At 62.0% G+C, this 12,744-nt stretch carries 11 protein-coding genes and 1 pseudogene; 3 read left to right on the top strand and 9 right to left on the bottom strand.

Annotation, left to right across the window (positions count from 1 at the left end):
• Positions 1-16: 16 nt before the first annotated feature.
• Entirely contained in the window at positions 17-229 is a 213-nt protein-coding gene (locus SINAC_RS03205; protein ID WP_015244260.1) for a hypothetical protein, read from the bottom strand.
• Here SINAC_RS03205 and tnpA (SINAC_RS41750) point away from each other — a divergent pair.
• Positions 228-503, top strand: a pseudogene (gene tnpA, locus SINAC_RS41750) (IS66 family insertion sequence element accessory protein TnpA); the annotation flags it as partial. The gene SINAC_RS03205 and the pseudogene tnpA (SINAC_RS41750) sit on opposite strands and share 2 nt — an antisense overlap.
• Before the next feature lie 75 nt (positions 504-578).
• Here tnpA (SINAC_RS41750) and SINAC_RS03200 read toward each other — a convergent pair.
• From SINAC_RS03200 to SINAC_RS03175, 5 genes are all read right to left on the bottom strand, one after another.
• Positions 579-785: a hypothetical protein gene (locus SINAC_RS03200; RefSeq protein WP_081578413.1), complete on the bottom strand. Its 207-nt coding sequence runs from the start codon at positions 783-785 to the stop codon at positions 579-581.
• Between the two features lie 33 nt (positions 786-818).
• Entirely contained in the window at positions 819-2,483 is a 1,665-nt protein-coding gene (tnpC, locus tag SINAC_RS03195) for an IS66 family transposase (RefSeq protein WP_015244258.1), read from the bottom strand.
• A gap of 31 nt (positions 2,484-2,514) precedes the next feature.
• The gene (gene tnpB, locus SINAC_RS03190) at positions 2,515-2,901 is read right to left on the bottom strand and encodes an IS66 family insertion sequence element accessory protein TnpB (protein ID WP_015244205.1); all 387 of its coding nucleotides are present in this window, start codon (positions 2,899-2,901) and stop codon (positions 2,515-2,517) included.
• A complete protein-coding gene (gene tnpA, locus SINAC_RS37850; protein ID WP_015244204.1) occupies positions 2,895-3,272 on the bottom strand; it encodes an IS66 family insertion sequence element accessory protein TnpA in 378 nt (125 codons plus the stop codon). The genes tnpB and tnpA (SINAC_RS37850) overlap by 7 nt, the downstream gene beginning before the upstream one ends.
• Before the next feature lie 338 nt (positions 3,273-3,610).
• Complete coding sequence (locus SINAC_RS03175; RefSeq protein ID WP_015244256.1) at positions 3,611-4,345, bottom strand: class I SAM-dependent methyltransferase; 735 nt, start codon at positions 4,343-4,345, stop codon at positions 3,611-3,613.
• Between the two features lie 774 nt (positions 4,346-5,119).
• Between SINAC_RS03175 and SINAC_RS03170 the strand changes: the two genes are divergently transcribed.
• On the top strand, positions 5,120-6,808 hold the full coding sequence (locus tag SINAC_RS03170; protein WP_015244254.1) for an FAD-dependent oxidoreductase: 1,689 nt from the start codon (positions 5,120-5,122) through the stop codon (positions 6,806-6,808).
• A 510-nt stretch (positions 6,809-7,318) separates the two neighbouring features.
• A complete protein-coding gene (locus SINAC_RS03165) occupies positions 7,319-8,326 on the top strand; it encodes a DUF1559 domain-containing protein (RefSeq protein WP_015244253.1) in 1,008 nt (335 codons plus the stop codon).
• A 408-nt stretch (positions 8,327-8,734) separates the two neighbouring features.
• Here SINAC_RS03165 and SINAC_RS03160 read toward each other — a convergent pair whose 3' ends face one another.
• The 3 genes from SINAC_RS03160 to SINAC_RS03150 all read right to left on the bottom strand — a co-directional run bounded on the left by SINAC_RS03160 (position 8,735) and on the right by SINAC_RS03150 (position 12,580).
• Entirely contained in the window at positions 8,735-9,505 is a 771-nt protein-coding gene (locus tag SINAC_RS03160) for a Bax inhibitor-1/YccA family protein (RefSeq protein ID WP_015244252.1), read from the bottom strand.
• A 186-nt stretch (positions 9,506-9,691) separates the two neighbouring features.
• Positions 9,692-10,513, bottom strand: coding sequence for a S1 family peptidase (locus tag SINAC_RS03155; protein WP_015244251.1), 822 nt, complete (start codon positions 10,511-10,513; stop codon positions 9,692-9,694).
• Positions 10,514-10,615: 102 nt separating this feature from the next.
• Complete coding sequence (locus SINAC_RS03150; RefSeq protein WP_015244250.1) at positions 10,616-12,580, bottom strand: sulfatase; 1,965 nt, start codon at positions 12,578-12,580, stop codon at positions 10,616-10,618.
• Positions 12,581-12,744: the final 164 nt, after the last annotated feature.

Below are 12,744 nucleotides of genomic sequence, written 5' to 3'. Positions count from 1 at the left end.
ATGCCTCCATAAGACTTTAGCCGACTGCAGTGACCTTGGCCGGTAGTAGAGATAGCTTCCCGATTTCGAGGTAAGTCGTGATCGCATCAACCACCGTCTTCGGTGGAGCATGGCCACGCTGCTGGAGCATCTGGTAGACGCTCATCAGCACGACCTGGGCATCGGCCCCCCAATCGCTTCGATTGCCGAAACTGTATGTGCGTCCGGTGAACCCCTTCTTGCGGCCCATGCTACGATCGGTGCATGGCCGAAGGGGGGTGAACTATGGGCCGAGTGGCAGGAGCAGGCAAGGGCCGGGAGTCGTACTGGCGGCTGGTTCTGGCCCGGTGAAACGGAGGGGACTGTCGGTCAGGGCGTTCTGCCTGGCCGAGGGCGTGCCGTCGTTTTATTGGTGGCGGCGGGAACTCCCGCGGCGCGACCAGCCCAAGCCCGCGTTTCTCCCCGTGCATGTGCTCGCCGACAAGGCTGAGTCGCCTGCCGGCAGCATCGAAGTCGTGCTGGCCAACGGTAAGCGTTCGAGATTCCCAGGTGTCTCGCGAGCCGGATCACCGCAACTCGCTCATCGAGCCGGTCTCGGATTACTTCCCTTGACGACGATCGGCTCGTCTTGCGTCGCGACGCCGCGCGTTCTCGCGGGATTCCTCAAGACGATGCGTCAACGCCTGCTCCGGATGACTCACGCGCCAGTGGTCGGGCAACAGGTCGGCCACTCGATCCGGATCCACGCTCAGCGTCATGAGGTAAGCGCTCGAGATTCCCAGAGGGGGGGGGACCGCGATTGGCACTCCCGTCACTCCGCGCATCGGACCGCCCTTGGATCACTTCCGCTTGCGACGATCCGCTCGTTTTGCGTCGCGACGCCGTGCCCGTTCACGTGATTCCTCCAGGCGATGCGTCAGTACGTGTCCCGGATGGTTCCGAGCCCACCGATCGGGCAAGAGGTCCTCGACTCGTTCCGGGGCCACGCTCAGCGTCATCAGTACGTCCTTGACGTAGGCCCACGGCTCCAGGCGATGACGCTTCGCTCCTGCCATGATCGTGCTCAACACCGCCGCTCGCGGTCCCGCATCCACATTCCCCAGGAACAACCAATTCTTCCGGCCGATGGCTTGGTCGCGGAGGCGACGCTCCGCCACGTTGTTGTCGATCGTCAGCCGGCCGTCCTCGGTGTAGCGGCACAACGCCTTCCACTGATTCCGCGCATAGGTCAGAGCCTGGCCCAACGCCGATTTCGGCAGCGACTGGTCCGCAAGCCGATCGAGGTCCCCTCGAAGCCGTTCCAGGATCGGCACCGCTTCTTGCGCACGCAGGGCCTGTCTCGCCTCAACGGACAACCCTCGGACGCGATCCTCCACGTCGTATAACCGGCGGATCGCTTCCAGGATCAAACCCGCGTTCCCCGGCGACGACGACCGCGCATCGTAGAACTTGCGGCGGGCGTGCGCCCAACAAGCGACTTCGTGGATCGCCGAAGGCGACCCGAGATAGAGCCCGTCATATCCAGCATATGCGTCAGCCTGGAGATAACCCACGAAGCCGGCCAGGAACGTCGCCGGCCCGTCGCGTTTGCGACTCGCCGTATGGTCGTACACGTCGTAGGAATGATCCTCGTCCCCATGATAGAGCCAGAACCGTGTCGTCAGGCTCCCGGGAGCCTCGCCGCCCAGCGCCTTGACGGGGGTGTCATCGGTCCAGATCACCGGAGATTGGAGCACGAGTTGCTTTTGGAGGTCGTAGAGCGGCCCCATCAACTCGGCGGCCTTGCGGACCCAATCGCACAGCGTCGCACGCGGCAGGTGCAAACCGTAGCGAACCGCGATGCCCTCGAAGCGGTACAGGGTCAAGTGATCGATAAACTTGGAAATCAGCAATTGCGAAAGCAGGCCCGCTCCCGCGATGCACCCCGGGAGCGGTCGCTCCGGTCCGTCGGGGCTTTTCACTCCGTCGTGGCAGTGCGAGCACGCGTACTTGGGGAGGACGTGGACCCGAACCTCCAGGCGAGCCGGGATGAATTCGAGCTCACGCCGCTCGTCTTCGCCGATGCGTGCCTTGGACCGGCCGCAGCATGAGCAAGTCTTGTCCGCCTCGGGCACGTCATGTTCGATGCGGACGTGGGGCAGGCGGCTGAAATCCAGCGTCCGCGATGGCCGGGACTTCCTCGGAGCGGCCGGCATCGGGGCCTCCGGTTCGGCCTCGGGAGCCACCTCGAGGTCCTCGCCGAACGCGAAGAGATGACCTTGTCCAGGATCGTCGCATCGTTCGCTGCGTCGCCCGTAGACATAGCGGCGGTACCGCTCCAACTCCTGGCGCAGGCGGTCGTTCTCTTGCGTCAACTCCTCATTGGCCCTGCTGGTGGCTTGATCGAGTGCGGCGAGCAGGTCCTGGATCCGTTGCTGCCTCGCGTCGCCGGGAGGGGCCGCATCGCCGGAGACTGGCGGCGACGCGGGGCCGGATTGGGCATTTCGACCGAGAGGATTAATCATTAATTGGATTATCGCATACTTACCTCTGATTTCAAGTGGTTTTCCCGGGATTTTCCCTGTTTTTCTCAGTCCTCCGGTATCGTTTTCGTTGCTGGGCGTTCCCCAGGTCGATGCCGCCCAGGAGCATGGCGAGTTGGGCGGACCGGAGTTCGATCGGGGCGTCGGAGGAGGGCCGGAGGGGGACCTGGAACGAGCCGGCTTCGAGGCGATAGTACCAGATCGCCAGGCCATCGACATTCCAGTAGAGGATCTTGATGCGATCACGTCGGCGATTCAGGAAGAGGAAGAGATGGCCGGAGAGGAGTTCCTCCTGAGGGAAGGCTTGGCTGACGATTCCCGAGAGCCCGTCAAAGCTTTTTCTGAGGTCAACGGAGTCGGCGTGAAGGAGGATCCGCACGGTGTGTGGGACGCTCAACATGAGGCGTGCTCCATCCTCGCCGCGACGCGGGCGACGGTCTCGACGACCCGGCAGACGAGTTCACCGCCCGCGGCGATGGGCAGGAGGATTCGTCCGCCGTCGGGGAGTCGGATGGTGAGGAATTCAGGGGAATCGCCGGCTCGCGACTCGGGGGCGGCGGCGAGGATGACCGGCACGAATGCCGGTTCGCGAGCCGGAGCGGGGACAGGGCAAGGCGAATCCGAGGCGAGGCGTCGCTTCCAGGCGTGGAAAGACGCGGTTGAGATCCCTTGGCCTTGGCAGAACTGGCCGATGGTGAGACCGCTGTCGGACTGCTGTTGCAGTCGCCGACGCCAGAGGACTGGGAGGGCAGGATTGGCGGCACGTGGCATCGTCTGACTCCGGAGGACGAACAAAATGGTCCGTCTTCCAGGCTATCAGGCGGCACAAGACTGGCTATTTCGAACGCTTACTCATGAGCGCGTCTTTGGCGTATGCCCAAGGCTCCAAACGATGACGTTTGGCCCCCGCCATGATCGTGCTCAGTATGGCCGCACGTGGACCAGCGTCCATACTGCCGGTGGGAAGACAATGGCCGTGCTGTTCAGCATGGTATCGAGTTGCCAGCGTCACAGTCACGACCCGTTCGTCTACGGCCTCGAGTCGCCTGAGGAATGGGTGGCGGCTGTCGGGATTAGCGAGAAGTGTCGAAAATCCAGGTAACCCAAATTTAGAGTTTCGATTCAGGCGGGCGAGCCAACACCCACATGACGTTCGACCAGATGCGTGGTGGCTCAAACCCAAGGCTACGAAGCCGCAATGACTCGAGGGCACGCATCCCACAGACAAGTGAGCGATAGAGGTGCCGGCTTAGTCCTAGAGGAGCAGGCCACGGATCGCGAAGTTGAGACAGGACCATTCCATGACAAAACAGTAATTCCTCAAATGACATAGGCGTAAACGCGAGCTCATGCGTAATGTCTGTATAAAGGCATTGCAACCCCATGGGACTCTCGGCGTTCGGGACGCTGGCGATGATGCGACCGCCCGGTCGCAAACTCTTGACGACAGCCTCCATCAGAGGATAGAGTTCCTCACGTGTAAAATGCTCCATAATGTCGAGCATCGCGATCATCTCGTACCCGCCTTGGGAACGATTCAAGTACTCAATTACTGGGGCCGCCTCGACCTTGAATCCGAGAGTTTGAGCGATTTCGACCTGCGTTGAATCAAGGTCGACCCCTTCCAGATTTGTATATTTTTTCTTGTTCAAGAAGTATAAAAATTGCCCGCTTCCACATCCGATGTCGAGAATCGGACCTGTGCGGTCTGCGGGCAGCCAGTCCCGGGTAAACCACTCATAATACCGTGAGCGCAGTTCGTGGTTTTCGCGAACTTGGTCCGGGCCTTCGTAATGATGCCACTCGGCTTGTTTCTGATAGAATGAGGTGCGGTAAGGATTCATCGGGGTCTCAGGGAGTTTTGTGAACCGAGGCCGATTGGTGTCGTTGCTTGCGTGCGACGTCTCTTAAGTCCCTCGGGCAGACTCACTCCAGACTCACGATCATCGCCGAGGTGTTGAGTGTTTACCCGTCAGTCGCACGAGTGCACGTGGCTTTCGGGAAGAGTCTGGCATTACTCCGTTACATTCCTCAAAGGCTGGCACCTTAAGCTGTCATGAAAAACCGCGAAATATCTGCATGACAGCGACCGCCTTCATGAGATGAAACAGATAGCCTGATAGCCCAAGAACCTGGCCTCCAATACCACGCATCATGCATATTGGCACCGAAACCGTAGCCCTAGAGCGTTTTACGACCAACTGACTCACGGAACAATGAGGTCAATCGCCCAGAAGCCGCACTCGTCCCTGAAAGAAAAGTTTGCCTGCGAGCATCCTCTCAGCTCCTGCGGGCATCCTCTCAGCTTTTGAGTGACCTAATTATCCGAAGCAGGCCCCCGGCCTCATCATGCTTGTTCGTCAGAAAAATAAGGAGGGCCAATCGGGCCGACAGCCAGCCTGCTTCTTCTCTCTCCATTGTGGGCTGTGGCTCCCAGCAATTATTGCTTTTAGAACATAGCCTCAACGTTCCTCTTCTGTAAAGTACGATTTTCTGCCTTTAAGGGCACAAGCTTAGCAGGGATCGGATTGTTTAAGCTAGGCTCACTCTATCTCGAGTAAGATGGCCCGCTTGCCGTCAGACAGGTGATAACATCAATCTCGCCGGGGCCTCGATTCATGCGTCGCCGTCAATTCCTCGAAGGGTGTCAGGTTGGACTCGCCGGTTTACTGGCAGCCAAGGCCGGGGTTCCGATCGTCTACGCCGCCGGAGCGCGAGAGATCGCCGCCGACGTCGCGATCGTGGGTGGGGGGCTCGGCGGGTGTGCAGCCGCCTTGGCCGCCTTGCGGAGTGGGCGGACGGTCGTCATGACCGAGCTGACCGACTGGATCGGCGGCCAGCTCACCCAGCAGGCAGTCCCTCCTGACGAGCATGCTTGGATCGAGCAGTTCGGCGGCAACGCCTCGTACTTCGCGCTGCGACGAGGGATCCGCGACTACTACCGCCGCCACTATCCCCTCACGGCCCAGGCCCGCGCCGTTCGCTACCTGAACCCAGGCAATGGCAGCGTCTCACGGATCTGCCACGAGCCGAGAGCCGCGCTGGCGGTCCTGACCGAACTCCTGGCCCCTTACGCATCCGGGGGGCAGCTCACGTTGCTTTTGGAACACGCGCCGGTCCGCGCCGAAACCGAAGGGGATCACGTCCGCGCGGTGACGGTGCGCCACCTCAGGTCCGGGGACGAGCGGGTGCTGGTTGCCCCTTACGTCCTCGACGCAACCGAGTTGGGAGACCTCCTCCCGCTGGCTGGAGTCGAGTTCGTGACCGGGTTCGAGGCCAAGAGCGAAACCGGCGACGGGCGGGCGCCAGAACAGGCGCAACCCGACAATCAGCAGTCATTCACCTGCTGCTTCGCGATGGAGTACCTCGAAGGGCAGGACCACACGATCGACCGGCCGGACGAGTACGCTTTCTGGCGTGACTATGTGCCTAATCTGACTCCGGCCTGGTCCGGCAAGCTGCTCTCGCTCGAGATGAGCAACCCGATAACGCTGAAGCCCCGATCGCTCGGGTTCGATCCCTCAGGCGCGGGCCAAGGGTTCTGGCTCTACCGTCGGATCGCCGACCCGGGCAACTTCGTTCCCGGCACGTTTCGCGGTGGAATCACCTTGGTCAACTGGCCGCAGAACGACTACTTGCTCGGCAACCTGGTCGGTGTCACGCCCGAGGAGGCAGAGAAACATATCGCCAGGGGCAAGCAACTGAGCCTCTCGCTGCTCTACTGGCTCCAGACCGAGGCCCCCCGGCCCAACGGCGGAACCGGCTGGAAGGGCCTGCGCCTGCGGCCCGACATCGTTGGCACGACCGACGGCCTGGCCAAATATCCATACATCCGTGAGTCGAGGCGAATCCGGGCGGAGTTCACCGTCCTGGAGAAACATGTCGGTCTCGAGGCCAGGCGCAAGGCGCTCGGACGTGAGGACGTCACGGCCGAGGTGTTCCCCGACTCGGTCGGGGTGGGCAGCTACCGGATCGACCTCCACCCCAGCAGCGGCGGCGACAACTACATTGACGTCAGCTCGCTCCCGTTCCAGATCCCCCTCGGGGCACTCATCCCCCGTCGGGTCGAAAACCTCATCGCCGCCTGCAAGAACTTGGGAGTCACCCACGTCACCAACGGCTGCTATCGGCTCCACCCGGTCGAGTGGGGGATCGGCGAAGCTGCCGGCCTGCTCGCCGCCTTCTGCCTCGAGCACAACCTCAAGCCCCGAGCCGTCCGTAACAGCCAGGCCCGGCTCAAGGCGTTTCAGGCGAAGCTCGCCCAGCAAGGAGTGGAGACCCATTGGCCTCAGGTCACCGCCCGATAATCCCATCAATGACAGCCATTGACAACGATCGAAGGGCGGCGACCATTGCGGTCGCCGCCCTTTCCTTTTGGATTCAGAGACACTTGCTTCGATTCAACTTCCCACTGGGGGAGGAAGTCACGGGCGTTATGGCCCGAAAAAATTCGTCGGCCACACTTGCATGTTAGCAGTCTTGCGCCTATTATTCCGACATGCCCCCTCTCAGGCTCTAGAGGAGGGAGGACGAAGTGGGACTTGAGTGAGGTTCAATCGCCAATGCGCGCCGGGTTAACTGACCCGGGTCGTGAAAGGTGGGTTGGACTGTCTTGGTCCTCACGATCGAGAGGTGGCCTCTCGACGTCGAACGCACCTTCGCGGTGACCAGAGTCTTACCGGCCGATCGGCTTGGAATCGTCCAGACTCTTCTCCCCTGGGTCACCACCGCAGTCCTCTTTTTTTCTCCTCTCCCGCGAACATTCTTCAACGTTGGGATTGGGCACGATTCAATGTCGTTGCCAGAAAGGTGTGTTTATGCGCGCGTCGGCGACTCGTCGTGGTTTCACCTTGATCGAATTGTTGGTGGTGATTGCAATCATCGCCGTCTTGATCGCTTTGCTCTTGCCTGCGGTGCAAGCGGCCCGTGAGGCAGCCCGACGCTCTAATTGCGTCAACAACCTCAAGCAACTGGCTCTGGCGTCGATGAACTACCACGACGTCAACAACGTCTTCCCGACCCAGATCGGCTTCCCCACCACGACCACCACCCCCGGTTTGGGCACGGCTCAGGACACGCGCGTGAGCTGGCTCATGCAGATTCTGCCCCAGATGGAGCAGACTCCCCTCTACAGCGCCTACAACTTCTCGTGGGTCTCCGCCACCGACAGCGTCTGGAACTCGGTGCGAAACACCACGGTCCTCTACTCCAAGGTCGCCACCTTCATCTGCCCGAGCTACGCCGGCGACTCGAGCCAGATCCAGAAGGGGGACTACTCCACCACCGCGGGGTTGGCACCTCTCATCACCGGTTCGGTCGCGATCACGAACTACAAGGGCAACCTCGGCGATAACAACACGACCTTGTCCCTTTCTGCTTCCACCTTCGCTGGCTTTGCCAACAACTACGGCGACCCGAGCAGCGGCGCAACCCAGTCGACCGCTCGCGGCATGTTCTGGCGAGGAACGATGGCGGTGGGCATGAATGCCGTCGTCGATGGCACGAGCAACACCCTTCTGGCTGGCGACGCCATGCCCCTCGACAAGTCGAACCTGATCGCTCCGTTCACGAGCTGGGGGAACAGCAACCAGGCCGTCGCGGTCACCAGCATCCCGATCAACTGGAAGTATCCGTTGACCCTTGTCACGACCACCCCCACCACGGTCGACAGCAGCTACTCCTTCCGAAGCAACCACTCCGGCGGGGTTAACTTCGCATTCGCCGACGGCTCGGTCCACTTCATCAAGGATTCGATCAGCGCCGTCACCTTCCGGGCCCTGAGCACCCGCGCCGGTGGCGAAGTGATCAGCAGCGACGCGTTCTGAAGTCGTGAAGCTTCTGTGTGAACGACAGAGCCTGTCGATCACCTCTCTTCACCAGGTCGGAACGAAACGAGACGAGCCGCCGGGGCCATCCCCCGGCGGCTCGTTCTATTTCTCCTACTGCCGAGACTTGGAGACCGCTCTGCATGGATCGGGCCGCATCCTGGACAACCTGTTTGTTGTCTTGTCGTACGGGTGGTGCAGCCCCCCAAGCGATCTTCGAGAAGCCACTGGCAACCGAGCATCGTAGCGTAGGCACGGTGAAACATCAGGCGTCGACCAGGCGGTGACATTCCATTTCGCCTGCAGGGAAGGGTCGACGTGTCACGGTTCAAAACAAAGCGAGCCGCCGAGGCAAAGGCCCCGGCGGCTCGTGTCGTTGGTCCCCCGCTCTTGGATCAGCGCGGACTCTTAGCGACGGTCCTGGAGCTTCCTCAACAGGCGGAGGAACTCGAGGTAGAGCCACACCAGGGTGAGGATCAGGCCGAAGGCGGCGTACCACTCCATGTACTTGGGAGCTTCCATCCGCGCCCCGTACTCGATGAAGTCGAAATCGAGCAGGAGGTTGAACGCCGCGACACCGACCACGACGAGGCTAATCCCGATACCGATCGGAGACGCATCATAGAGGAACGGCACGCGGGCTCCGAAGAGGCTCGCAATCATCGCCACGCCATAGACCAGGGCGATCGCCCCGGTCGCCGCGACGACACCAGCCCGGAGGCGCTGAGTGACCTGGATCAGGCCCGTCGTGTAGGCGAAGAGCATCACGAAGAGGGTACCGCAGGTCAGCGAGACCGCCTGGAGGGCGATTCCCGGATACTGCTGCGGTCCGAACTTTTGCTGGACGCTCGCCTCGATCAAGCAGGACAACGAGCCGAGGAAGACTCCCTCGAACGCCGCATAAACCGGGGCGGTCCACGGAGCAACGGTCGGCTTGAAAATCGTAATCAAGGCGAGAATCATTCCGCCAATTCCGGCGGCGGGCAAGACGGCCATGCTAAGGTGCTGGTTTTGAGTCGCATTCCAGGCCCAGAGCCCGGTCGCAGAGAGAATTCCGAGCAGGGCGAAGGTCTTACCGATCGTACCCTGGACGGTCATCGCCGCAGCGCGGTTGGCTCCGTAAACTTGCTCGAAACCAGCAAACGTTTCTTTTGAGAATGCGGGATTACTCGTAGACAAGGTCGATCCTCCAAAAGCAAATTCAAAGGGAGCCAGAAACAAGATCCACCCGCCGCGCCGTTGCGACGAGAGCCGGGGCGGCGCTCCCTCCACCGTCTTTATACGTTCTATCTTGGTCCAACGGCTCAATTTTAACAAGGAGACAAGGGATCGGCCGCCTTCACCCCAGCCCCTACGACCGACCAATCAACGTGCCGGACGTGCCTGCGTCGTGGTGATCGAGGGGCGACGGTGGGGCGTGGCCGACGTGGTTGTCGCCGCCCGAGCCGGCAGGATCAGGGCGTCGAGGTCGTGAGTGCGGAGCAGATGGCGAATGCTCGAACTCGACGCGAAAATACCCGAATTTCGCCCCTTCACCAGCTTACCACGGCCAATGCAAACGCCAATCAGGTCGCCGTTGGGCAGGAAGAGGCCTCCCCCCGAACGACCATGTTCTGGAGGCTTGGTGGTGATCAAGAAGTATCGCTCAGCGCCGGTCCCCTCGATCTCAAACCGATCGATTTGGGCGATGCGCGTCGGCCAGCTACTCAGATGAGTCCCCCGGTCGATTCCGAGCGACGTAACCACGGTCCCTCGCGGCGGCTCAGCCCCCTGGACAGCGAGCCTCGCCACGAAGGGGAGGGGGCGCATGCCCTTGATCCGGAGCACGGCCACATCGGCCGGCTCGTCGGCGGCAACCACCTCGGCCGGTATCGAGCGAGGCCAGTTCGCCCCGGTCTGATCGTTTTCCAGGCCCAGGTTATAGCGGTGCAGCTCGACTTTGAGCGGCCCTCGATCTTCCACAACGTGGGCGGCCGTCAAGATGAGCGTCTCCCCCTCGACCGAGGAAATCACCGACCCGCTACCTTGTGAGTTCCCTTTGCGAATGATGACGGTCGGCCGGAAGGTCCAATCATCATCGGGACGCGGGCGATCCGCCGCCGGGCCTGCCGCACACGCCATTGCGACCGCAATCCAGCATCCGGCCAGTCCGATCCCGAAACCCCAAGCCCTCTGTTTGATCCGCATGGCCCGGCTTGCTCCCGCCCCGCGAAAGTGCAAGCCTCCATGTTGACGGGGGGAACGGATCAACGCAACCCTCCGGATGTTGGGGACCGGCCGGAGCGGAGGTCAGTTCGGACTCACCGAATCCCGTTGGAGCTGTTCGTAGGAGGCCCGGAACACCTCGAGCGACTCTTGATGCTCGGGCAAACCGACCAGGTTCGTCGTTTCTTCCGGGTCCACGGTCAGGTCGTAGAGTTCCTCGTGGTGCTTGCGATGCCCGTCGGTTCGGATGTAGCTATGCCGGTCGGTCAACATCGCCGACAGCGGCCCGCGCAACGCAGGGATCGCATGCTTCGGACTCGCCGGCTTGTGCCCAAGCGCCGACTCCGAGAAGACCGGCTCGGCCTGGGGCAGGGTCCGAGCCAAATCGTGGTCCCAGTGCCGGGAGAGCGGCTGGCCGGGAAACGGGGACTGTGAGCTCAGGCCCAGCCAGTGGACGACCGTCGCCGGCAGATCGCGCAGGCTTACCGGATCGGCGACAACTCGACCGGCGGGCACCGCTTGAGGCGCGACGACCAAAAGCGGCACGTCGAGCTCGGGGCCATAGAGACTCTGCGCGTGGCTGTAGAGCCTCGGGTGCTCACCGAAGTGCTCGCCATGATCGGAGGTAATGATCACCATCGTGTTGGCGAACAGGTCGCGCCGTTCGAGTTCGTCGAAGAGATGGCCGAGTTGGCTGTCGAGGTACGCGAGGCAGTCGTCATAAGCGTCGCGCGCCAGCTCGACGGAGCGGTCCGCCACGTTCCGCTTATCGGTGACGTCCCAATCGACCAGGACGCTGTACTCGGCGGGCGTCGAGGGGACCGTCCCGAAATGAGGAGCCGACTTGTTGGGAACAAGGTACGGGGCATGCGCATCGAGATAGTTCAGAAAGGCGAAGAAGGGGCGATTCGCGTTTGCTGAGGAGTTCGCAGAGAGCCAGGTGAGAAACTCTTGATTGATCCGCGCGGCATCCTTGCGAGAGGCGGTCGGTCCGGGACCGACGCCGAAGGCCGCCTCGACGATCTCGAGCGTCTTCTTGCCAAGATCCGAGGCGCGTAGCATCGCGCCCGGCGAGACGACGAGTTCCTGGCCCGAGTCGTCCTCGTAGTGCAGAAATCCTCGAGCGAGGCCAAACCAGTGGTTGCAGTAATAGGTGTTCGCCACGAAGCCGGCCGTGAGATAACCCTGATCGCGAAGGAAGCCGGCGAGGGTCGGATGTCTCGGCCCGAGGGGCTGGTGCTGGCGGGAAAAGAGCTCACAGGGCCAGCGTCCAGTAAACATGCTCGCGTGCGAAGGGAGGGTCCAGGGGGCCGTGGACCGGGCGCGAGCGAACCGGACTCCCCGTCGCGCCAGGCGGGCGAGGTTGGGGGTGGTCCCGCGTTCATAGCCGTAGAGGCTCAAGTGGTCGGCCCGTACCGTGTCAAGCACGATCAGGATCACGTTTGAGGCCCCAGGGGCGGCCGGGGGCAACGCCGCCAGGGCGCGGGGCTCAGCCAGGGCCACGCGATGATAGCTGACGGACCCAAGAATGACGAGCAAGCCGACCAGCCCCGGCAGACTCACCCGCGCCAGGCGATCGAATCGAGCGGCCCTGAACGCAAGCCAAGGCGCAAGTCGGTACGAGCCCCCGAACGCGAGAACCAGACAGGCGACCACATGGAGCCGCTGGATCGCCAACAGAAGTGTCAGCAAGCCGAGGAACAGGTGAGCCGGCAACGCCAGCCGTGCTCCTGCCCTCGGCACAAGGCGGCCGATGAGACCGACCAGGGCACCCCAGGCCAGGAACAGGACCAGGGTCGCCGTGGGTATCATCCAGAGGAAATGACGGTTGATCTGCATGGCGCCCAGCGCCGCCTCGGTGTAAAGCAGCTTGCGAACTACCAAGAGCCCAAGCTCGAGCAACCCGGAGACAAGTCCAAACCAGGCCGACATGATGAGCCAAGCACTCCAGGTCGAGCCGAGGGCGGGAACCGTGCTCGGCGGCGCGTTCCGGATCCAAGGCGCGCGCCGGTTCCCTCCGGCTCTCCGGGGTGAGGCAAGACGCTGCATGGGCCAGCTCTCCTAATATAAGTATCGCTACGGAGAACTGCTCACAATCCCCCTAACGGGGAAAGGGCAAATCAGGCGAGATGGGCGAAGTCGTCGGGCTCCTCAACAAAGCAGTCAGGCCGCCCAATCAGCATTATCGAGCAATTCACCCAATCTCTTAATTC

Source organism: Singulisphaera acidiphila DSM 18658 (assembly GCF_000242455.2).
Classification (GTDB): Bacteria; Planctomycetota; Planctomycetia; order Isosphaerales; family Isosphaeraceae; genus Singulisphaera; species Singulisphaera acidiphila.
The sequence above is the reverse complement of the archived record's forward strand: the minus strand, read 5'-3'. Positions and strand labels throughout refer to the sequence as shown.

Coding starts and splice junctions, on each gene's coding strand:
- SINAC_RS03205 (WP_015244260.1), bottom strand. CDS start 229: ATGGGCCGCAAGAAGGGGTTCACCGGACGCACATACAGTTTCGGCAAT.
- tnpC (WP_015244258.1), bottom strand. CDS start 2,483: ATGATTAATCCTCTCGGTCGAAATGCCCAATCCGGCCCCGCGTCGCCG.
- tnpB (WP_015244205.1), bottom strand. CDS start 2,901: ATGTTGAGCGTCCCACACACCGTGCGGATCCTCCTTCACGCCGACTCC.
- tnpA (WP_015244204.1), bottom strand. CDS start 3,272: ATGCCACGTGCCGCCAATCCTGCCCTCCCAGTCCTCTGGCGTCGGCGA.
- SINAC_RS03175 (WP_015244256.1), bottom strand. CDS start 4,345: ATGAATCCTTACCGCACCTCATTCTATCAGAAACAAGCCGAGTGGCAT.
- SINAC_RS03170 (WP_015244254.1), top strand. CDS start 5,120: ATGCGTCGCCGTCAATTCCTCGAAGGGTGTCAGGTTGGACTCGCCGGT.
- SINAC_RS03165 (WP_015244253.1), top strand. CDS start 7,319: ATGCGCGCGTCGGCGACTCGTCGTGGTTTCACCTTGATCGAATTGTTG.
- SINAC_RS03155 (WP_015244251.1), bottom strand. CDS start 10,513: ATGCGGATCAAACAGAGGGCTTGGGGTTTCGGGATCGGACTGGCCGGA.
- SINAC_RS03150 (WP_015244250.1), bottom strand. CDS start 12,580: ATGCAGCGTCTTGCCTCACCCCGGAGAGCCGGAGGGAACCGGCGCGCG.